The 21386-nt window shown below is 73.3% G+C and carries 17 protein-coding genes; 15 read left to right on the forward strand and 2 right to left on the reverse strand.

Annotated elements, in window-relative coordinates:
* Positions 1-4 precede the first annotated feature (4 nt).
* Both AC1DWH_RS09500 and AC1DWH_RS09505 read right to left on the reverse strand, forming a co-directional pair.
* Positions 5-760, reverse strand: coding sequence for a MerR family transcriptional regulator (locus AC1DWH_RS09500; protein ID WP_477093465.1), 756 nt, complete (start codon positions 758-760; stop codon positions 5-7).
* 34 nt (positions 761-794) lie between these two features.
* On the reverse strand, positions 795-1472 hold the full coding sequence (locus AC1DWH_RS09505; RefSeq protein ID WP_477093466.1) for an HAD hydrolase-like protein: 678 nt from the start codon (positions 1470-1472) through the stop codon (positions 795-797).
* A 57-nt stretch (positions 1473-1529) separates the two neighbouring features.
* Between AC1DWH_RS09505 and AC1DWH_RS09510 the strand changes: the two genes are divergently transcribed.
* The 15 genes from AC1DWH_RS09510 (at position 1530) to ftsY (ending at position 21308) form a co-directional block, all read left to right on the forward strand.
* A complete protein-coding gene (locus AC1DWH_RS09510) occupies positions 1530-2045 on the forward strand; it encodes a phosphoribosyltransferase (protein WP_456846933.1) in 516 nt (171 codons plus the stop codon).
* 178 nt (positions 2046-2223) lie between these two features.
* Positions 2224-4584, forward strand: a complete 2361-nt coding sequence (locus AC1DWH_RS09515; RefSeq protein WP_477093467.1) for a LamG-like jellyroll fold domain-containing protein — start codon at positions 2224-2226, stop codon at positions 4582-4584.
* Between the two features lie 336 nt (positions 4585-4920).
* Complete coding sequence (gene ileS / locus AC1DWH_RS09520) at positions 4921-8139, forward strand: isoleucine--tRNA ligase (RefSeq protein ID WP_477093468.1); 3219 nt, start codon at positions 4921-4923, stop codon at positions 8137-8139.
* Positions 8136-9539 (forward strand): bifunctional folylpolyglutamate synthase/dihydrofolate synthase, encoded by a 1404-nt coding sequence (locus AC1DWH_RS09525; protein WP_477093469.1) that lies wholly within the window; start codon positions 8136-8138, stop codon positions 9537-9539. The genes ileS and AC1DWH_RS09525 overlap by 4 nt, the downstream gene beginning before the upstream one ends.
* Before the next feature lie 188 nt (positions 9540-9727).
* On the forward strand, positions 9728-10717 hold the full coding sequence (dhaK, locus tag AC1DWH_RS09530; protein WP_477093623.1) for a dihydroxyacetone kinase subunit DhaK: 990 nt from the start codon (positions 9728-9730) through the stop codon (positions 10715-10717).
* 46 nt (positions 10718-10763) lie between these two features.
* Positions 10764-11396 carry a dihydroxyacetone kinase subunit DhaL gene (dhaL, locus tag AC1DWH_RS09535; RefSeq protein ID WP_477093470.1) on the forward strand — a complete coding sequence of 211 codons (633 nt, stop codon included), beginning with the start codon at positions 10764-10766 and terminating at the stop codon, positions 11394-11396.
* On the forward strand, positions 11393-12112 hold the full coding sequence (gene dhaM / locus AC1DWH_RS09540; RefSeq protein WP_477093471.1) for a dihydroxyacetone kinase phosphoryl donor subunit DhaM: 720 nt from the start codon (positions 11393-11395) through the stop codon (positions 12110-12112). The genes dhaL and dhaM overlap by 4 nt, the downstream gene beginning before the upstream one ends.
* Before the next feature lie 87 nt (positions 12113-12199).
* Entirely contained in the window at positions 12200-12811 is a 612-nt protein-coding gene (locus tag AC1DWH_RS09545; RefSeq protein ID WP_477093472.1) for a TetR/AcrR family transcriptional regulator, read from the forward strand.
* A 48-nt stretch (positions 12812-12859) separates the two neighbouring features.
* A complete protein-coding gene (locus AC1DWH_RS09550; RefSeq protein ID WP_477093473.1) occupies positions 12860-14569 on the forward strand; it encodes an MDR family MFS transporter in 1710 nt (569 codons plus the stop codon).
* 9 nt (positions 14570-14578) lie between these two features.
* Entirely contained in the window at positions 14579-14980 is a 402-nt protein-coding gene (locus AC1DWH_RS09555) for a DUF4233 domain-containing protein (RefSeq protein WP_456847071.1), read from the forward strand.
* 32 nt (positions 14981-15012) lie between these two features.
* The gene (gene ndk, locus AC1DWH_RS09560) at positions 15013-15447 is read left to right on the forward strand and encodes a nucleoside-diphosphate kinase (RefSeq protein ID WP_456847072.1); all 435 of its coding nucleotides are present in this window, start codon (positions 15013-15015) and stop codon (positions 15445-15447) included.
* A 4-nt stretch (positions 15448-15451) separates the two neighbouring features.
* Complete coding sequence (locus AC1DWH_RS09565) at positions 15452-15997, forward strand: hypothetical protein (protein WP_477093474.1); 546 nt, start codon at positions 15452-15454, stop codon at positions 15995-15997.
* A 62-nt stretch (positions 15998-16059) separates the two neighbouring features.
* Entirely contained in the window at positions 16060-19626 is a 3567-nt protein-coding gene (smc, locus tag AC1DWH_RS09570) for a chromosome segregation protein SMC (RefSeq protein ID WP_477093475.1), read from the forward strand.
* Between the two features lie 113 nt (positions 19627-19739).
* Positions 19740-20069, forward strand: coding sequence for a hypothetical protein (locus AC1DWH_RS09575; RefSeq protein ID WP_477093476.1), 330 nt, complete (start codon positions 19740-19742; stop codon positions 20067-20069).
* 45 nt (positions 20070-20114) lie between these two features.
* Entirely contained in the window at positions 20115-21308 is a 1194-nt protein-coding gene (gene ftsY / locus AC1DWH_RS09580; RefSeq protein ID WP_477093477.1) for a signal recognition particle-docking protein FtsY, read from the forward strand.
* Positions 21309-21386: the final 78 nt, after the last annotated feature.

Here is a 21386-nt window from a genome sequence, read left to right on the forward strand (position 1 = left end):
CCCCTCAGAGGTGCCGCGCCGCGTACTCGTGCAACGCGTCGCGGACGAACGTCGCGCCCTGCTCGCCGCCGTAGCTCGCGGCGAACCGCGGGTCGGCGACGTACATCTCGGCGAGGCCCACGATGTACTCCTTCACGGGGGTCGACCCGTGCCCGGGCGTACCAGGGATGCTGCCGAGCCAGGCGACGTGCCGCCGGGCCAGCTCCTGGGCCTCGTCGGACGCGGGGTCCGCGCCGGCCGACGCGGCGGCGCCCCACTCGGTGGCGAGCCGCGCGGTGGTCGCCTTCCACGCGGCTCGCTCGTCGTCGGTCATGCCACGCCACCAGCCGTCGGACGTCGCGTAGGCGTCGGCGCCCCAGCGGCGCTCCACCTCGTCCTTGTGCTGGGTGTGGTCGAACCCGTCGAACATGTCCTCGGCCATGATCGGCCCTCCGTTCTCTCGTGCGGTGATGGTCCGTTCGACAGAGGCCGCCTGCCGCTCCAGGCGTCGCTGCTCGCTGCGCAGCCAGTCGAGGTGGGCGCGCAGCGCGGCGGTCTCGTCCTGCTCGCTCATCAGCACCCGGCCGATGTCGGGCAGCCCGAGCCCGAGCCGGCGCAGCAGCAGGATCCGCTGCAGCCGGACCAGCGCGTGGTCGTCGTACCAGCGGTACCCGTTGTCGCCGACCCGGCTGGGCTCGAGCAGACCGATCGCGTCGTAGTGCCGCAGCGTCCGGCTCGTGGTGCCCGTCAGGCGGGCGACCTCCTGGATCGATGCCTCCATGCCGTCCACGGTAGGAGTTGACGCAACGTCAAGGTCAAGCCCGGCGAGCGATCCCGTTGCCGACGCGCGCCAGGACCGTGCGCCGGAGCTCCTCGACGGTGTCGACGACGGCGACGGCACCCGCGGCCACGAGCTCGCCCGGCGCCGCGTATCCCCAGGTCACGCCCACGCAGTCGATGCCGTGCGCACCGGCACCGTGCACGTCGTGCTCGCGGTCCCCGACCATCAGCGTGGTCGCGGGCGACGGCGCGTGCGGTTCGGCGGCGAGCGCGCGGGCGATCACGTCCGCCTTAGTGCCGGACTCGTCGAGCGGTGCGCCGAAGATGCCGTCGACCAGCGGGGTGAGCCCGTGGTCCGCGCAGATCGGCACGGCGAACACCTCGGGCTTGGAGGTCGCGACGACGAGCCGGCAGCCTGCCGCGCGCAGGTCGACGAGCAGCTCGGGGACGCCGTCGAACACCGTCGCGTCGTGCATCCCCGTCGCCCCGAAGTCCTCGCGGTACGCGCGGACGAGCTCGCCGACGCGCTCGTCGGGGACGCCGTGCGCGCGGAGGCTGTCGCCGATGGGCGGCCCGACGAACGTGCGCAGCTCCGCGGGCGTCGGGACCGGCAGGCCGCACCGGCGGTACGCGACGGCGATGGACGCCGTGATGCCGGGGATGGAGTCGATGAGCGTGCCGTCGAGGTCGAGCAGGACGAGGGGAGAGGTCACGCGTCGATCATGCCCGGGGGATCGAGCAACCGGCGCCGCCGCTCGTAGGCTGACCGCATGGCGACCACCGAGACCGCACCCGGACAGCAGCTGCCCCAGGAGCGGGAGGTGCTCGACTGGGAGCTCTTCGGCACCGCGGCCCGGGAGCTCGCGCAGACGGTGGTCGACGACGGCTTCGTCCCGGACATCGTCATCGCGGTCGCCCGCGGGGGACTGCCGCCGGGCGGGGCGATCGCGTATGCGCTGGGCACCAAGGCTGTCGGCACGCTGAACGTCGAGTTCTACACGGGCATCGACGAGCGGCTGCCGGACCCCGTGGTCCTGCCGCCGCTGCTGGACACGGACGCGATGCACGGCTTGCGCGCGCTCGTCGTCGACGACGTCGCGGACACCGGCGAGACGCTGGCCCTCGTCCAGAGGCTGATGACCCTGCACTGCGCGGAGGCCCGGACCGCCGTGCTGTACGCCAAGTCCCGGTCGATCATCGAGCCCGACTACGTGTGGCGCCGCACCGACCGCTGGATCACGTTCCCGTGGTCGGCGCTCCCGCCGGTCGTCGCGTCGGCCACCTGACCGCGGCCGTCGGGTCGGACCACCAACGCTGAAGGGCGCCGTGCGGGAGCCATGTACAACGATGTACAGAGTCTCCACAACGTTGTAGATTTCGGATCCGGTGGTCCACCGCGGCACTGCGCACGACGTCGGCGGCCGGTCCCCGTGTCCTGAGTCCGACGTCGCACCAGGAGTTCCGATGGCCCGTCCAGCCCTCCGTGCCGCCCTCACGGGAGCCGCCCTCACCCTCGCGCTCGTCGCCACGAGTGCACCCGCCCAGGCGGACCGCCGCGCCTCCGACCCACCACCGCCGACCTTCCAGGACGTCTCGGTGCACGACCCGTCGGTCGTCGTGGCCGACGGCGACATCTGGGTCTTCGGGAGCCACCTGGCCGCCGCCCGCACCGACGACCTGATGTCGTGGGAGAAGGTCGCCGACGGCGCGAACGCCGACAACCCGCTCTTCGACGACGTCCGCGAGAACCTGCGCGAGACGTTCGAGTGGGCGCAGACCGACACCCTGTGGGCCGCGGACGTCATCCAGCTCCCCGACGGCCGGTTCGCGATGTACTACAACGCGTGCAAGGGCGACTCGCCGCGCTCCGCGATGGGCATCGCCGTCAGCGACGACGTCGACGGCCCCTACGTGGACCAGGGGATCTTCCTGCGCTCGGGCATGTGGGACCTGCCCTCGGAGGACGGCACGACCTACGACGCCCGCGTGCACCCCAACGTCGTCGACCCCGACGCGTTCGTCGACGCGCGCGGCCGCTGGTGGCTCGTGTACGGCTCGTACTCGGGAGGCATCTTCATCCTGCGGCTCGACAAGTCGACCGGGAAGCCCGTGCCCGGCCAGGGCTACGGCACGCACCTCGTGGGCGGCAACCACAGCCGGATCGAGGGCCCGACTGTCATGTACGACGCCTCGACGAGCTACTACTACCTGTTCCTCTCGTTCGGCGGCCTCACCGCCGACGGCGGGTACAACGTCCGGGTCGCACGCTCGAAGAACCCCGACGGCCCGTACCTCGACGCCGCCGGCAACGACATGGCGCAGGTGAAGGCGGACCCGACGCTGCCGCTGTTCGACGACGCGTCGATCGAGCCGTTCGGCACCAAGATCCTCGGCAACCACCTGTTCGCGCGCGAGGTCGGCGACCCGGGCGAGGGCCCGGGCACGGGGTACCTCTCGCCCGGTCACAACTCCTGGTACCGCGACCCGACGACCGGTGAGACGTTCCTCGTCTTCCACTCCCGGTTCCCGGGGACGGGCGAGCAGCACGAGGTCCGTGTGCACCAGATGTGGATGAACGCGCAGGGCTGGCCGGTGCTCGACCCGTACCGGTACGCCGGCGGGGACGACCGGCGCATCGAGCGGCGCGACGTCGCAGGCGCGTACGCGCTGGTCACGCACGACAAGGCGCTCACCGCCGACCAGCGGCGGGCCACGTCCGTCACGCTCGCGTCGGACGGCACGGTCTCCGGCGCGCTCACGGGCCGGTGGTCGCTCGAGGGCGCGGGCCGCGCGAGGCTCGACGTCGGGGGCACCCGCTACGACGGCGTGTTCACGCGCTCCTGGCAACCGGACCTCGCGCGGTGGGTCGTGACGTTCAGCGTCCTGTCCCGCGACGGGGTCACGCTCTGGGGCAGCACCGTCCCGCCGATGTCCGCGCGCCAGGCGGTGGACGCCGTCGTCGCGGACCTCGACCTGGGCGACACCTCGGGTCTCGTCGCCGACCTCGTGCTCCCGACCACGGGCACGCACGGCACGACGATCACCTGGACGAGCTCGGACGAGGCCGCCGTGTCCACGACCGGCGACGTCACGCGTCCCGAGGCCGGCGCGGGCGACGCGCACGTGACGCTCACCGCGCGGGTCACGAACGGCTCGGTCGAGCGCGCGGTCACGATCGAGGTGGTCGTGCTGCAACGGGTCGCGGGCGGACTCGTCGGCTCCTGGTCGTTCGAGGGCGACCTCGCCGACGGGACGGGGGCGCACGCTCCGGCCACGACGACCGGCCCGCGCCTCGACCAGGCCGGCGGCCAGGTCACGTACACCGACGGCGCGCACGGCCAGGCGGTGCACCTCGACGGCGCGTCAGGCGTCCGGCTGCCCGACGGGCTCGTCGCCGGCTCGACGTGGTCGGCCGCGATGTGGCTGCGGCCCGAGGTCCTCACGCAGTTCACGTCCGCGTTCTTCGCCGCGCGCGACGGCAACGCCTGGGTGAGCGTCGTGCCGCGCGGTCACGACGGCGTCGCAGGCTCGACCATGGTCTGGTCGGGCTCGCAGTGGTACGACGCGGGCACCGGCACGCAGATCCCCGTCGGGCAGTGGAGCCACGTCGCACTCACCGTGGACGGCGGCGAGCTCGTCGTGTACATCGACGGGCAGGCGGCCTTCACGGGGACCGGGTTCCCGGACGTCCTGACGACGACCACCGGCACGTTCGCGCTCGGCGTCAACTGGTGGGACACACCGTTCCAGGGTGACGTCGACGAGGTGTCCGTCTGGAGCTCGGCGCTCACCGCGTCGCAGGTCGCCGCCCTCGCGACGCGCTGACGCCGCACCGACGGCACGGTCGCCACGGCGCTGCGCGTGGTGACCGTGCCGGGCGCGGCATTCCGGTGGCGGGCCGGCCGGACGGGCCCGCTAGACTCGGCCGCACAGGCGTCGACCCGGACATCACCGGCGAGCCTCCGGAAGAACGGGCCCGCAAGGCCTCATTAGAACCGGACGGGTAGGCCCGTCACAGCCCTCACGAAGTGGTCGACGACCCGCCAGGGGAGCCGGCAAGCGAGGTGGTACCGCGGTAGAGCCCGGCCGGTCCGGGTCCCATCGTCCTCGCAGCCGAGAGCGACGCACCCCACCGGGTGCCGACCACAGGAGAGCCGCACGGTGGCCTACCCGCTGCACCGCCAGTCCGGAGTCCCCGCGTCCCCGGACCTGCCCGCCCTCGAGAAGGACGTGCTCGCGTACTGGGAGTCCGACGGCACGTTCCAGGCGTCCATCGACGCCCGCGACGCCGGCGAGCACGGCAGCAACGAGTTCGTCTTCTACGACGGCCCGCCGTTCGCCAACGGCCTGCCGCACTACGGCCACCTGCTGACCGGCTACGCCAAGGACGTCGTGCCGCGCTACCAGACGATGCGCGGCCACCGCGTGGAGCGTCGGTTCGGCTGGGACACCCACGGGCTGCCGGCCGAGCTCGAGGCGCAGCGGCTGCTCGGCATCACCGACACCTCGCAGATCGAGGAGATGGGCCTCGCCGCGTTCAACCAGGCGTGCCGCGAGTCGGTGCTGCGGTACACGGGCGAGTGGCGCGAGTACGTGACGCGCCAGGCGCGCTGGGTCGACTTCGACCACGACTACAAGACGCTCGACGTCACGTTCATGGAGTCGGTCATCTGGGCGTTCAAGCGCCTGTACGACCAGGACATGGCGTACGAGGGCTACCGCGTGCTGCCGTACTGCTGGCGCGACGAGACGCCGCTGTCCAACCACGAGCTGCGCATGGACGACGACGTCTACCAGTCGCGCCAGGACCCCGCGCTGACGGTCGGCCTGCGCCTGGAGACCGGCGAGCTCGCGCTCATCTGGACCACGACCCCGTGGACGCTGCCGAGCAACCTGGCGATCGCGGTCGGGCCGGACGTCGACTACGTGACGGTCGAGCCGGGTCCCGACTCGGCGCTCGCGGGGGAGCGCGTGGTGCTGGCGGCGGCCCGCGTCGGCGCGTACGCGAAGGAGCTCGGCGAGGCGACCGTCGTCGCCACCGTCAAGGGCCGGGAGCTCGCGGGCCGCCGGTACACGCCGCCGTTCGACTACTTCGTCGGCCGGGAGAACGCGCACCAGGTGCTGCTCGGCGAGTTCGTGACCACCGAGGACGGCTCGGGCATCGTGCACATGGCGCCCGCGTTCGGCGAGGACGACATGGTCGCGTGCGAGGCCGTCGGCATCGCGCCGGTCGTGCCCGTCGACTCGCAGGGGAAGTTCACCACCGAGGTGCCGGACTACGTCGGCCAGCTGGTGTTCGACGCCAACAAGCCGATCATCGCGGACCTCAAGGCCGGCACCGGCCCGCTCGAGCGCGTCCCGGCGGACCAGCGGTCGGTCCTCGTCCGCCACGAGACGTACGAGCACTCCTACCCGCACTGCTGGCGCTGCCGGAACCCGCTGATCTACAAGGCGGTGACCAGCTGGTTCGTGCGCGTGAGCGACTTCCGCGACCGCATGGTCGAGCTCAACCAGGACATCACCTGGACGCCGGAGCACATCAAGGACGGCCAGTTCGGCAAGTGGCTGTCGAACGCCCGCGACTGGTCGATCAGCCGCAACCGCTACTGGGGCACGCCCATCCCGGTGTGGGTCTCGGACGACCCGTCGCACCCCCGCGTCGACGTGTACGGCTCGCTGGCCGAGCTGGAGGCGGACTTCGGTCGGGTGCCGACGAACGAGGCGGGCGAGCCGGACCTGCACCGGCCGTTCATCGACGAGCTGACGCGCCCGAACCCGGACGACCCGACGGGCGCCTCCACCATGCGCCGGATCCCGGACGTGCTGGACGTGTGGTTCGACTCGGGCTCCATGCCGTTCGCGCAGGTGCACTACCCGTTCGAGAACGCGGACTGGTTCGAGCACCACTACCCGGGCGACTTCATCGTCGAGTACATCGGCCAGACCCGCGGCTGGTTCTACACGCTGCACGTGCTGGCCACGGCCCTGTTCGACCGCCCGTCGTTCCGCAACGTCCTGTGCCACGGCATCGTGCTCGGCGACGACGGCCGCAAGGCCAGCAAGAGCCTGCGCAACTTCCCGGACCCCGCCGAGATGTGGGACCTGTACGGCTCCGACGCCGTGCGCTGGTTCCTCATGTCGAGCTCGATCCTGCGCGGCGGCAACCTCATCGTCGGCGAGGAGGGCATCCGCGACGGCGTGCGCCAGGTGCTGCTGCCGCTGTGGAGCACGTACTACTTCTTCTCGTTGTACGCCGGGGCGGCGGACGGGGGTGCCGGCTACAGGGCCACGCCGGTCGACGCCGCGCGTGCCGCCACGCTCGCGCCGATGGACCGCTACGTCCTGGCGCGCACGCGGGATCTGGTGGCGCGCACCACGGAGCAGTTGGATGTGTACGACATCTCGGCGGCGTGCGAGACCGTGCGCGAGCACCTCGACGTCCTCACCAACTGGTACGTGCGCACGCAGCGCGACCGGTTCTGGGCCGAGGACGCCGACGCGTTCGACACGCTCTGGACGTCGCTGGAGGTGCTCACGCGGGTCATGGCGCCGCTCGCGCCGCTGGTCACCGAGGAGGTCTGGCGGGGCCTGACGGGCGGGCGCAGCGTGCACCTGACCGACTGGCCCTCCGTCGACCTCGCGCCGGCCGACGAGGCGCTCGTGTCCGCGATGGACCAGGTCCGCGCAGTGACGTCGACCGCGCTCGGCCTCCGCAAGGCCGCGGGCGTGCGCGTCCGGCAGCCTCTGCACACGCTCACCGTGGCGGTCGACGACGCGGACGCCCTGGCGCCGTACCGCGACCTGCTCGCGGCCGAGCTGAACGTCAAGGCCGTCGACCTGGTCACGGCCGACGCCGGCACGGCCGAGCGGTTCGGCATCACGCAGCGCCTCGCGGTGAACGCCCGCGCGGCGGGCCCGCGGCTCGGTCGCGGCGTGCAGGTGGTCATCCAGGCCGCGCGCTCGGGCGCCTGGCGGGTCGACGGCGACGCGGTCGTCGTCACCACCACCGACGGGGACGTGGCGCTCGAGCCGGCCGAGTACGAGCTCACGACCGTGGTCGGCGCCGAGGGCGGGGCCGCGGCGGTCCTGCCCGGCGGCGGCTTCGTGGTGCTCGACCTCACGCTCGACGACGCCCTGCGCGCCGAGGGCTACGCCCGCGACGTCGTCCGGGTGGTCCAGGACGCCCGCAAGGCCGCCGGCCTGCAGGTGGGAGACCGGATCGTGCTGACGCTCGACGTCCCGGCCGAGCACCTCGCGGCCGTCGAGGAGCACCGGGACACCATCGCCCGCGAGACCCTCGCGGTCTCCGTGGAGATCGAGACGGGGCCCGCGCTGCAGGCCACCGTGGAAGCCGTCGACGCCGGAGGGTACGAGGCATGAGTGCGCGCGAGCAGGGCACGGGACGGTCAGGAGGGTCCGACCACCTGCGCCGCCAGGCCGAGAAGGAGGCCCGCACGGCCGCCGACGAGGTCTACCAGGCGATCCTGGCGCGGGCCCCGGAGCACGACATCGACCCGACCCTGGACCGGGTGCGGGCGGTGTGCGAGCTGCTGGGCGACCCGCAGAAGGCGTACCGGACGATCCACCTCACCGGCACCAACGGCAAGACGTCGACCTCCCGCATGGTCGAGCGGCTGCTGCGCGAGCACGGCCTGCGCACGGGCCGGTTCACCAGCCCGCACCTGAGCCGCGTGAACGAGCGGATCGCGATCGACGGCGAGCCCATCAGCGACGAGCGGTTCGTCGAGGTGTGGCAGGACGTCGCGCCCTACGTGCACCTGGTCGACCAGGGCTCGATCGAGAAGGGCGAGCCGCGGCTGTCGTTCTTCGAGGTGTTCACCGTCATGGCCTTCGCCGCGTTCGCGGACACCCCGATCGACGTCGCCGTGATCGAGGTGGGCCTGGGCGGCACGTGGGACTCCACCAACGTCGTCGACGGCGAGGTCGCGATCATCACGCCGATCTCGCTGGATCACGAGCGCTACCTCGGCCACACGCTGGTCGAGATCGCGTCGGAGAAGTCCGGGATCATCAAGGACGGAGCCACGGTCGTCCTCGCGCAGCAGACCGAGGACGTCGAGGGCGTGCTGCTGGCGGTAGCCGCCGAGCGCGGCGCGCGCGTGCTGCGCGAGGGCGTCGACATCGCGGTCGGGGAGCGGCAGGTCGCCGTCGGCGGGCAGCTGATCACGCTGCAGGCGCTGGGCGGCACCTACACGGAGATCTTCCTGCCCCTGCACGGGGAGTTCCAGGCGCACAACGCGCTGCTCGCGCTCACCGCGGTCGAGGCGTTCCTCACCGGTGGCCGCGCGCTCGACCCCGGCGTCGTCGAGGTCGCGTTCGCGGACGTCGACTCGCCGGGTCGGCTCGAGGTCGTGCGGTCGAGCCCGACGATCATCGTCGACGGCGCGCACAACCCCGCGGGGATCGAGGCGCTCGTCGCCGGCCTCGAGGAGGCGTTCGAGCTCACGCGGCTCGTCGGGGTGGTCGGCGTGATGGCCGACAAGGACCCTGAGGGCATGCTCGCCGCGCTCGAGCCGCTGCTCGCCGAGGTCGTGGTCACCCGTGCATCGACGTCCCGCGCGCTCGACGCCGAGGACCTGGCGGACATCGCGATCGACATCTTCGGCGAGGACCGCGTGCACACCGTCGAGCGGCTGAACGACGCCCTCGACCTCGCGGTGTCGCGGGCGGAGAGCGAGGTAGAACGCGGGTCCGGCGTGCTCGTCACCGGTTCGATCCTGCTCGTGGCCGAGGCGCGGCGGCTGCTCGGGCGTCCGTGACTCCTGGTCACCCGTCCGGGTGACGCCGCGCCGCTCACGCCGCCGCGTGCACGAATGTGCACCGACTGCGCACGATCTCCCCTTGACGCCCCCGTTGCACGACAACAAGGTGAGGTTTGTCGGGACGAAGGAGTTCACGACGGACGTGCGGGGCCTGCCGTGGGTGCCCGGTGGAAGGGATGGCTGCAGTGAAGAAGCTCATCAACGACCCGCAGACCGTCGTGGCCGAGTCGCTCGAAGGATTCGCGGCCGCGCACGCTGACGTGGTGGCGGTCGACGCCGACCACGCCGTCGTCACCCGGGCGGGCGGCGCGAAGGCCGGGAAGGTCGGGCTCGTGAGCGGCGGCGGCTCGGGTCACGAGCCGCTGCACGGTGGGTTCGTCGGCGTCGGCATGCTCGACGCCGCGGTCGCCGGACCGGTGTTCACGTCGCCGACCCCGGACCAGATCACCCCGGCGTTCGAGGCGGCCGACGGAGGCGCCGGCGTCCTGGCGATCGTCAAGAACTACACGGGCGACGTGCTCAACTTCGAGATGGCGGCCGAGGTGGCCGACAACGTGACGGTCCGGACCGTCATCGTCAACGACGACGTCGCCGTCGAGGACTCGCTGTACACGGCGGGCCGTCGTGGGGTGGCCGGCACGGTCGCCGTCGAGAAGATCGCAGGCGCCGCCGCGGAGCGCGGGGACGACCTCGACGCCGTCGTCGCCGTGGCGGAGAAGGTCATCGCGAACGTGCGCTCGATGGGCGTCGCGCTCACCGCCTGCACGGTCCCGCACGCGGGAGGACCCAGCTTCGACCTGCCGGACGACGAGATCGAGATCGGCATCGGCATCCACGGCGAGCCCGGGCGTCGGCGCATCCCGCTGGCGAGCGCCGACGAGATCACCGAGATGCTGCTGACACCCGTCGCGGACGACCTCGGGCTGTCCGGCGGCGAGAAGGTGCTGCTCTTCGTCAACGGCATGGGTGGCACGCCCGCCTCGGAGCTCTACGTGGTCTATCGTCGGGCCCGCGCGTTGCTGGAGGAGCGAGGGGTCGAGGTGACCCGGTCGCTCGTCGGCAACTACGTGACATCGCTGGAGATGCAGGGCGCGTCGGTCACCGTTCTCCGGCTGGACGACGAGCTGACCGCCCTGTGGGACGCCCCGGTGCACACGACCGCCCTGCGGTGGTGACGCGGGGGCTCCGCATCGGGGCCGGACTTCTCGAGGGAGCGTGGGCATGACGCTGGACGTCGCGTGGGCGATCGACTGGGTGCGCCTGTCGGCACAGACGGTCACGGAGCATCGCAGCGAGCTGATCGAGCTCGACCGACAGATCGGCGACGGCGACCACGGCGAGAACATGTTCCGCGGCTTCACGGCCGTGATCGCCAAGCTCGACGCGCTCGAGGCGCCGCCCGCGGAGATCGGCGACGTCCTCAAGCTGGTCGCCACGACGCTCATGTCGACGGTCGGCGGTGCCGCCGGTCCGCTCTACGGCACCGCCTACCTGCGCGCCGCCAAGGCGACGGGCGTCCCGGAGCTGGACAGCCAGGGCGTCGTCGCGCTGCTCGAGGCGGCGCTCGAGGGCATCGTCGCCCGTGGCAAGGCGACAACGGGGGAGAAGACGATGGTCGACGCGTGGACGCCGGCCACCGAGGCGGCCGTCGTCGCCGCCGACGCGGGAGCCACGCCCGCCGAGGTGCTCGCCGCCGCCGCGGACGCCGCGCACGACGGGGCCGAGGCCACCATCCCGCTCGTCGCCACCAAGGGTCGGGCAAGCTACCTGGGGGAGCGGTCCGCCAACCACCTCGACCCGGGCGCCCGCTCGACCGAGCTGATCCTGCGCGCCGCGGCGCAGGCCGCCGCGTGAGCGGGTCGTCCGAGCGCGAGCCTGCGCCGGTCGCCCTCGTCCTGGTCTCGCACTCGCGCGGCCTGGCCGAGGGGGCGGTCGAGCTGGCGGGGCAGATGGCACCGGGCGTGCTGCTGCTCGCGGCGGGGGGCATGCAGGACGGGGGGCTGGGCACCAGCTTCGACACGGTCGAGGCCGCCCTGCTCGAGGCCACGAAGGACGGTCGTTCGGCGGTCGTCCTCACCGACCTGGGCTCGGCCGTGCTGACCGCCGAGTCGGTGCTGGACCTGCTCGACGAGGACGTCGCCGCCCGGGTTCGCCTGGCCGACGCCCCGTTCGTCGAGGGTGCCGTCGCGGCGGCCGTGACGGCGCACGGCGGAGCGGACCTCGCGGGGGTCCTGGCGTCCGCGGAGCACGCCGGCACCACCTTCGGCGGCACGGACGGCCCGGCCGAGCCTGCCGACGCTGGCCCGCAGGACGGCGTGGTGCGTGCCACGGCCGTGCTGCGCAACCCGCTCGGCCTGCACGCCCGCCCGGCGGCCGTCGTCGCGCGCATGCTCGCCGCCTACGACGCCAAGGTCCGGGTCAACGGCGCGAACGCCGCCAGCGTGCTCGAGCTGATGAAGCTGGGCGCGAAGCAGGGCGTCGAGCTGACGATCGAGGCGGAGGGCCCGCAGGCCGCCGAGGCGCGCGACGCCCTGGTCGCCGCGGTCGAGGGCGGGTTCGGCGAGGTCTGAGCCGCCGGGGCGTGCCGGCGCTCTGTGATCGATGGCACATGGACGCACGTCCAGCCCAAAGTTGCAGTGCATGTAAAGTTGCACCTCGTGCAGAACCCTGGGATCGAGGCGCCCGCCCTCGGGCTGCGTGAGCGCAAGAAGCGCGCGCGGCGCGAGGCGCTGATCGACGCGACCCACCGCCTCGTCGCCGAGCACGGCCTCGACGCGGTCACCGTCGACGCGATCTGCGAGGAGGCCGGCGTCTCGGTCCGGACGTTCTTCAACTACTTCGAGACCAAGGACGACGCGGTCCTCGGCCACACCCCGTGGCCGCTCGAGTCGGCAGCCACGGACGTGTTCGCCGCGGGGGGCCCCACCGGTCACCTCATGCCGGACCTGCAGGCGCTGCTCAGCTCGTTCCTCAGCGAGCCGCCGCTCGGCCGTGAGCGCATGGCCCGGGCGCTCGAGCTCGCCGCGAAGGAGCCGCGGCTCCTCGCCCGGCACCTCGCCTCGTTCGAGCAGCACAAGGGCCAGCTCTCCGCGCTCGTCGAGCGGCGCCTCGGCGACGACCCCACGCACTCACCGGAGATGGTCGGCTCCGTCCTGCTGTTCCTCACGCACGCGACGTTCATGCACTGGGACGCCGCGGGCGGCCACGGCGACCCCGACGAGCACCTGACCGCCGTCGTCGCCGAGCTCCGATCCATCCTCACCGACTGACTCGTCCGAGCACGCCCACCACCCCACTTCACGAACGAGGTTTCTCGCATGGCCACCGCAGCACCCGAGGCACCAGCGGTCGACAAGCCGCTGATCGTCCTCACCCCCAGGACCGTCTGGCTCATCTTCGGCGCGCTCATGGCCGGGATGTTCATGTCGTCGCTCGACCAGTCGATCGTCGGCACGGCGATGCCGACCATCGTCGGCGAGCTCAACGGCGTCGAGCACCAGGGCTGGGTCGTCACGGCCTACATCCTGGCGATCGCGATCGTCATGCCGCTCTACGGCAAGTTCGGCGACCTCTGGGGCCGGCGGTGGCCGTTCCTCGTGGCCATCGGCCTGTTCACCGTGGCGTCCGCGGGCGCCGGGTTCGCGAGCACGTTCGGCGAGCTCGTGTTCTGGCGCGGCGTGCAGGGCCTCGGCGGCGGCGGTCTCATGATCCTGTCGCAGGCGATCATCGCGGACATCGTGCCCGCGAAGGACCGCGGCAAGTACATGGGCCCGATGGGTGCGCTGTTCGGGATCTCCGCCGTCATCGGCCCGCTCCTCGGCGGCCTGTTCACCCAGCACGCCGACTGGCGCTGGTGCTTCTGGCTGAACATCCCCATCGGCCTGGCGGCCTTCGGCATCGCGTGGTTCACGCTCAAGCTCCCGTCGCACCGGTCCGGCAAGAAGATCGACGTCGCCGGCATCTTCTTCATGGTCACGGCGACCTCGGGACTCGTGCTGGCCACCAGCTGGAGCAGCTGGACCGGCAACCGCGGCTACGACTGGTCGAACCCGGCCCTGCTCGCGCTGGTGATCGGCACGCTCGTCGCCATCGCGGCGTTCATCTGGGTCGAGCTGCGCGCCAGCGAGCCGCTGCTGCCGCTGCGCCTGTTCAAGAACCCCACCTTCACCATCGCCACCGCGATCGGGCTCATCCTCGGCATGGGCATGTTCGCCGCCCTGGCGTTCCTGCCGACGTTCCTGCAGATGTCGACCGGCGCGGGCGTCACCGAGTCCGGCTTCCTGCTGCTCCCGATGATGCTCGGCGTCATGATCACCGCCATCGGCTCCGGCATCGCGATCACGAAGACCGGCCGCTACAAGATCTTCCCGGTGGTCGGCCTCGGCATCACGACGCTGGGTGTCGCGTGGCTGACGCAGATCACCGGCGACATGTCGATGTGGCTCTTCGGCGCGATGATCTTCGTGCTCGGCGCCGGCATGGGCCTGGTCATGCAGACGATCGTGCTGGCCGTGCAGAACTCCGTCGACCCGCACGAGATCGGGACGGCGACCAGCACGAACAACTTCTTCCGGGAGATCGGCGCGGCCGTCGGCACGGCGCTGTTCAGCACGATGTTCACCACCAAGCTGGCGGACAACCTCGCCGGGGTCTTCGCCGGGGTGCCCGCGGGCTCCGGTGCCGACGCCTCCAGCCTGACGCCCGCCGCCGTGCAGGCGCTGCCCGAGCCGCTCAAGACCGGCGTCATCGACGCGTTCACCAACGCGCTCGCGCCGTCGTTCTGGTACCTCGTGCCCGTCGTCGCCGTCGGCTTCGTGCTCGCGCTCTTCCTGCGCGAGGTCAAGCTGTCCGACGTGGCCGGCATGGTCGCCCGTGGCGAGGCCCTCGCGGCCGACGGCTCGGGTGCACCCACCGAGACCATCGACGGCGCCGTCGTCCTGGACGAGCTCTCGGGGCCGGTGCACGAGGGGCTGCCGACCCAGCGGGACGCCGCCCCGGACGGCGTCGAGGCTCCGGCCCACCGGTAATCTGACCCGATGAGCTCCACCGTCCCGGACGGCCAGGCCGTGCGCCGCAAGCGTCCCGCGAAGCCCCAGTTCGCCCAGACGATCCTCGTCCTCGAGGCCGTGCTGGTGTTCTTCGCGACGCTCGTGGCGTTCGGCCTGCGGCTGGCCCCCGTGTCCACCATCTGGTGGGTCGGCGGCACCATCTCCGTGGTGCTGATCCTGCTGTCCGGGATGGTGTCGCGGCCCGGCGGGTACCTCGGCGGCACGATCGCCCAGGTGCTCGTCCTGGCCGGCGGCTTCTTCGTGCCGATGATGTTCATCATCGGCGGGATCTTCGTCGTGCTGTGGTTCGTCGCGCTGCGGCTGGGCGGCCGGATCGACCGGGAGCGGGCCGAGTACGACGCCGCCCACCCGGGGGCGGTCGGGCCGTAGGTGGTCGGCGACCGCCGGTTAGGGTGGCGCCCATGACTGATGCACCCGCCCCGCAGCGCACCCTCGTCCTCGTCAAGCCCGACGGTGTCCGCCGTGGCCTCGCGGGCGAGGTCCTCCGCCGGGTCGAGGCCAAGGGCTACACGCTCGTCGCCGTCGAGCTGCGCGAGGCCGACGACGCCCTGCTGGCCGAGCACTACGCCGAGCACGCCGGCAAGCCGTTCCTGGCGCCGCTGGTCGAGTTCATGCGCTCCGGCCCGGTGCTCGCGATCGTGGCCGAGGGTCACCGCGTGATCGAGGGCTTCCGCTCGCTCGCCGGCGCCACCGACCCCACCGTCGCGGCGCCCGGCACCATCCGCGGGGACCTGGCTCGCGACCAGGGCCTCAAGGTCATCCAGAACCTGGTGCACGGCTCGGACTCCGAGGAGTCCGCGGCGCGGGAGATCGCGCTCTGGTTCCCCGCGCTCTGAGCCGATGACCGGGCGCCCGGTCGACTGGGTCGGCGCCGCGTGCGACGCGCTCGGTGTCGACGCGGTGGTCGTCTGGTGCGTCGGGCTGCTGGACGGTCGGCCCGTCGACGACGGGCCGTCGCTCGACCTCATCGGCGGTCCGGGCGCCGCCCGCCTGGTGGCGTCCGCGGAGACGCCGGGGGCCCTCGACCACTGGGCCCGCGTCTGGGCGGCCCGTGCCCTGCGGTACGCGTGGCAGGACCGCGCAGACGTCCATCGGGCGGTCGTCGCGGCCCTCGGCGACCCCGCGTGGCGCGTGCGGGAGACCACCGCGTCCCTCGTGCGCGTGCACGAGGTGGGCGCGGCCGCCGGCGCGCTGCGTGACCGGCTCGACGACGACGTCCCGCGGGTCCGCGTAGCCGCCGCCCGCGCGCTGGCCGTCGTCGGCGAGCACGACGACCTCGAGGCGCTGGCCGGCACCGCCGAGGCCGACCCGCACGTCCGCGAGGTGGTCGACCGCGCCCGGCGACAGCTGGCCGAGCGCCTCGACCTGCCCGACCCGGGCCGCTGACCCGCACCGCCGTGCGGGTGGACCTCCCCGGAGCCGCCTCGCGCGCACCTTAGGCTCTGTGCGTGCACCTCAAGACCCTCACCCTGCGGGGGTTCAAGTCGTTCGCCTCGGCGACGACCCTGAACTTCGAGCCGGGCGTCACCTGCGTGGTCGGGCCCAACGGCTCGGGCAAGTCGAACGTCGTCGACGCCCTGGCCTGGGTGATGGGGGAGCAGGGCGCCAAGTCGCTGCGCGGCGGCAAGATGGAGGACGTCATCTTCGCCGGCACCGCCGGCCGCCCGCCGCTCGGCCGGGCCGAGGTCGCGCTCACCATCGACAACTCCGACGGCGCCCTGCCGATCGAGTACTCCGAGGTCACCATCTCGCGGACGCTGTTCCGCAACGGCGGGTCCGAGTACGCGATCAACGGCCAGGGCTGCCGCCTGCTCGACATCCAGGACCTGCTGTCGGACTCGGGCCTCGGGCGCGAGATGCACGTGATCGTCGGCCAGGGCCAGCTCGACGCGGTCCTGCGCGCGACCCCCGAGGAGCGCCGCGGCTTCATCGAGGAGGCGGCCGGCGTCCTCAAGCACCGCAAGCGCAAGGAGAAGGCGCTCCGCAAGCTCGAGGCCATGCAGGCCAACCTCACGCGGCTGTCCGACCTGACGGGCGAGATCCGCCGCCAGCTCGGCCCGCTGGGTCGCCAGGCCGAGGTGGCCCGCAAGGCCGCGGTCGTCCAGGCGGACCTTCGCGACGCCCGCGCCCGGCTGCTCGCCGACGACCTCGCCCAGCTGACCTCGACGCTCGAGCAGGAGATCGCCGACGAGAGCGCCCTGCGGGTCCGTCGCGAGGAGGTCGAGGCCGCGCTGGCCGCGACCCGCGCCCGCCTGGCCACCCTGGAGCGCGAGGCCGCCGAGGCCGCACCGGCGCTGAGCGAGGCCAGCGAGGTCTGGTACCGCCTGTCCTCCCTGCGCGAGCGGCTGCGCGGCACGGCGTCGCTGGCCGCCGACCGGGTCCGCCTGCTGGGCAGCGCCGGGCCGGAGCGCACGGGCGGGTCCGACCCCGACGACCTCGCCGCCCAGGCCGAGCGCGTGCGCGCCGCCGAGGCCGAGCTGGCCGCCGAGGTCGAGATCGCCCGGGCCGCGCTCGAGGCCGCCGTGACCGCGCGCCAGGAGGCCGAGACCGAGGCGACCGGAGCGGAGAAGGAGGTCGCGACGGCGTTGCGCGGTGCCGCCGACCGCCGCGAGGGCGTCGCCCGACTTGCCGGCCAGGTGGCCGCCCGGCGCAGCCGCGTCGAGGCGACGCAGGCCGAGCTCGGGCGGCTTCGCGAGTCGCTGGCCGCCGCCGAGCAGCGCGGGCAGGAGGCGACGACGCAGTTCGCGGTCCTCGAGTCGCAGGTCGCGGGAGTCGAGGAGGGCGAGGAAGGGCTCGACGCCGAGCACGAGGCCGCGGTCGAGGCCCTCGAGCAGGCGAGCGAGCGGCTCGGTGCCCTGCAGGAGCAGCTGAGCGCCGCCGAGCGCGAGCGCGCCGCGCTGGAGTCCCGCGCCGAGACGCTGGAGCTGAGCCTCACGCGCAAGGACGGTGTCGGCGCCCTGCTCGCGGCCGACGGCCAGCCCGGCCTCGTCGGCTCGGTGGCGGCGCTGCTGGCGGTCGACCCGGAGAACGAGGAGGCGATCGTCGCCGCCCTCGGTGCCGTGGCCGACGCCGTCGCCGTCGACTCGGTGGACGCCGCGGTCGACGCCATCCGCTACCTGCGCACGGAGGACGCCGGACGCGCGACGCTGCTGGTCAGCGGCTCGTCGTCGCCAGCGCCCGCGCTCTCCGACGTCCCCGCCGGTGCCGCCCGGGCCGTCGACCTCGTGCGCGCCCCCGAGAACGTGCGGGCGGCTGTCGAGACCCTGCTGGCGGACGTCGTCGTCGTCGACGACCTGGCCGCCGCCCGCGCGATCGTCGCGGCGCGTCCCGACCTCGTCGTCGCGACGCGCACCGGGGACGTCCTCTCCCGGCACCGGGCGTCGGGCGGCTCGGCCACGGCCCCCAGTGCCCTGCACCTGCAGTCCGCCCTCGACCAGGCCCGCGCCGGTGTCGCCCAGGCCACGGCGGACGCCGAGCGCGTGCGCTTCGAGCTGGTCGGCGCGACCGAGGCCCAGGCCGCGGCACGCGCCGCGCACGAGAGCACTCTGGACCGGCTCAACGAGTCCGACGCCGCCCTGGCCGCCGTCGCGGAGCAGCTGGGCCACCTCGGCTCGACCGCCCGCGCCGCGAGCGCCGAGGCCGCGCGCCTGCAGCAGTCGCTCGAGGCGGCCTCCCGCACGCTCGAGGACGACACCGCCCAGCTCACGGAGCTGACCGAGCGGCTCGCCGCGGCCGAGGTCGAGCCCGCCGAGAGCGAGGCGGCCATCGTCGAGGGCAGCGCGCGGCGCGACCGGCTGATCGAGCTGGCGTCCGGGGCCCGGTCCCGCGAGACCGAGGCCCGGCTGACCCTGCGCACCGGCGAGGAGCGCGCCCGGGCGCTGTCCGGCCGGGCCGAGTCGCTCGAGCGCGCCGCCCAGACCGAGCGTGTCGCACGCGAGCGCGCCGCCGAGCGCGAGCGCGCGCGGTCGCGGCAGGCCACCGTCGCCCAGGCCGTCCGCGACGGGGCCACGCAGGCGCTGGCGGTGCTGGACGAGTCGCTGCGGCGCGCGTCCGCCGAGCGCGACGCCGCCGAGGTCGCCCGGGGGGAGCGGGACCGCGAGGTCACGGCCGCCCGCGCCGAGGTGGACGTCCGCGCCGCCGAGCTCGCGCAGCTCACCGACGTCGCGCACCGGGACGAGGTCGCCCGCACGCAGCAGCGCCTGCGGATCGAGGCGCTCCAGTCGCGGGCGGTCGACGACCTCGGCCTGGACCCCGCCGTCCTCCTGGAGGAGTACGGCCCGCACCAGGACGTCCCCGTGATCCCCCTGCCGGGCGCGGAGGTCGACCCGGAGGCGCCGACCGCGGTGCCGTACGTGCGCGAGCAGCAGGAGAAGCGACTGCGCGCCGCCGAGCGGGCCCTGTCGCTGCTCGGACGCGTCAACCCGCTCGCGCTCGAGGAGTTCGCCGCGCTCGAGGAGCGTCACCAGTTCCTGGTCGAGCAGCTGGCGGACCTGAAGAAGTCGCGCACGGACCTGCTGGAGATCGTCAAGGAGATCGACGAGCGGGTCGAGCAGGTGTTCGCCGAGGCCTACCGCGACACCGCCGCCGCGTTCGACGTCGTCTTCCCGCGGCTGTTCCCGGGCGGCGAGGGTCGGCTGGTGCTCACCGACCCCGACAACATGCTGACCACCGGCATCGAGGTCGAGGCCCGACCCGCCGGCAAGAAGGTCAAGCGGCTGTCGCTGCTGTCCGGCGGCGAGCGGTCGCTGACCGCCGTGGCGCTGCTCGTCGCCATCTTCAAGGCCCGGCCCAGCCCGTTCTACGTCATGGACGAGGTCGAGGCCGCCCTGGACGACGCCAACCTGGGCCGGCTGCTCGAGATCTTCAAGGAGCTCCAGGAGGACTCGCAGCTCATCGTCGTCACGCACCAGAAGCGCACCATGGAGATCGCCGACGCCCTGTACGGCGTGACCATGCGGGGCGACGGCGTGACCACCGTGATCAGCCAGCGGATGCGCGAGGACGTCGCGGTCTGAGCAGCGGTGGCCCGTTCGGGCCGCTCGTCCGGCGTGTGGAGATTGTGTGCGGTTTGCCGCTCCCTGTGCGTGGGGCGCTCCCGCATCCAGGTTCGGCACGGACACTGGATGTCATGGCCATCCTCGTCGCGATCGTCCTGGCACTTCTCGTCGCCGCCGGCGTCCTCCTCGCCGCGAGCATCACCAGCTCCTCGCGCGGCGACGGCGAGTCGCCGCTGCAGGCCTTCCGCGCCGGCTGGGTGGCGCGCAAGCACCCCGACGCCGACCAGCGCGCAGCCGCCGCGGCCGCCTCGGTCGAGCCGGTCGACATGTCGCTGGCCCAGTTCCTGCGGGAGACGGTCGACGAGGGCGAGGCGTACCTGCAGGTGGACGACCTGGCCGCCACGCTGCAGCGGGCCCGTGACAAGGCCGTCGGGGTCCTGCCCGGCAACCATCGCCGCTGACGCGTCGGCTCGCTTCCGTAGCCCGCCGCCCGACAGACTGTCCCGGTGACCAACGAGACGCTCGAGATCCTCCTGGCCGCCGGCATCCCGACGGCCATCGCCGTCGCGCTGGCGACCGTCTTCGTGCGGCGACGCCGCGGCTCGACGACCGACGAGGCCCCGCCCGAGGTCGACGTGCCGGCCCAGGCGCCGGCCCCGACCGTCGAGACGCCGGCCGCCGAGACGGCGCCCGAGGTCGAGACCGCGCCCGAGGTCCTGCCCGAGGAGGCCGAGGCCGCGCCGGCGCTCGACGTCCCGGCACCGACCGCCGGACGCCTGTCCCGCCTGCGCGACCGGCTCGCCCGTTCCGGTTCGCCGCTGGGCGCCCGGCTCCTCGCGGTGCTCTCCAAGGATCACCTCACCGAGGACGACTGGGACGAGCTCGAGGAGACGCTGCTGCTCGCCGACGTCGGCGCCGGTCCCACGGGCGAGCTCATCGACGCCCTGCGCACCCGCGTCCGGGTCGAGGGGCTCAAGGACCCCGCCCAGGTGCGTGCCGTCCTGCGCGAGCAGCTGCTCGCGCTCGTCGACCCGTCCCTCGACCGCAGCCTGCACACCGCGCCCGGCGCGGCGGCCGACGGCTCGCGGTTGCCCGCGGTCGTCCTCGTCGTCGGCGTCAACGGGACGGGCAAGACCACGACCGTCGGCAAGCTCGCCCGCGTGCTCGTCGCCGACGGCCGGACGGTCGTGCTGGGTGCCGCGGACACGTTCCGGGCCGCCGCCGCCGACCAGCTGCAGACCTGGGGCTCCCGGGTCGGCGTGCACACCGTCCGGTCGGACCGCGACGGAGCCGACCCCGCCGCCGTGGCCTTCGACGCCGTGCGCACGGGCCGCGCCGAGGGGATCGACGTCGTGCTCGTCGACACCGCCGGACGCCTCCAGAACAAGGCCGGCCTGATGGACGAGCTGGGCAAGATCACCCGCGTGATCACGCGGGAGGCGCCGCTGTCCGAGGTGCTGCTGGTCCTCGACGCGACCACCGGCCAGAACGGTCTGAACCAGGCACGCGTGTTCAACGAGGTGGCCGGCGTGACCGGCATCGTGCTGACCAAGCTCGACGGCACGGCGAAGGGCGGCATCGTCGTCGCCGTGCAGCGCCAGCTGGGCGTCCCGGTCAAGCTCGTCGGCCTGGGCGAGGGTCCCGACGACCTGGCCCCGTTCGACCCGGAGGCCTTCGTCGACGCGCTGCTCCAGGGCTGACGTTCCTGGACGACCGCTCACCACGAAACCGAACGTTTACCTGCGCGTGAGGTTTGTCACGTCGACGTAACGTCCCCC

This window comes from Cellulomonas sp. P2_F12, assembly GCF_056403775.1.

Excerpts from the sequence above, each read along its gene's own strand:
- AC1DWH_RS09500 (WP_477093465.1), bottom strand. The coding sequence starts at position 760 with ATGGAGGCATCGATCCAGGAGGTCGCCCGCCTGACGGGCACCACGAGC.
- AC1DWH_RS09510 (WP_456846933.1), top strand. The coding sequence starts at position 1,530 with ATGGCGACCACCGAGACCGCACCCGGACAGCAGCTGCCCCAGGAGCGG.
- AC1DWH_RS09515 (WP_477093467.1), top strand. The coding sequence starts at position 2,224 with ATGGCCCGTCCAGCCCTCCGTGCCGCCCTCACGGGAGCCGCCCTCACC.
- AC1DWH_RS09525 (WP_477093469.1), top strand. The coding sequence starts at position 8,136 with ATGAGTGCGCGCGAGCAGGGCACGGGACGGTCAGGAGGGTCCGACCAC.
- dhaL (WP_477093470.1), top strand. The coding sequence starts at position 10,764 with ATGACGCTGGACGTCGCGTGGGCGATCGACTGGGTGCGCCTGTCGGCA.
- AC1DWH_RS09550 (WP_477093473.1), top strand. The coding sequence starts at position 12,860 with ATGGCCACCGCAGCACCCGAGGCACCAGCGGTCGACAAGCCGCTGATC.
- AC1DWH_RS09555 (WP_456847071.1), top strand. The coding sequence starts at position 14,579 with ATGAGCTCCACCGTCCCGGACGGCCAGGCCGTGCGCCGCAAGCGTCCC.
- ndk (WP_456847072.1), top strand. The coding sequence starts at position 15,013 with ATGACTGATGCACCCGCCCCGCAGCGCACCCTCGTCCTCGTCAAGCCC.
- AC1DWH_RS09565 (WP_477093474.1), top strand. The coding sequence starts at position 15,452 with ATGACCGGGCGCCCGGTCGACTGGGTCGGCGCCGCGTGCGACGCGCTC.
- AC1DWH_RS09575 (WP_477093476.1), top strand. The coding sequence starts at position 19,740 with ATGGCCATCCTCGTCGCGATCGTCCTGGCACTTCTCGTCGCCGCCGGC.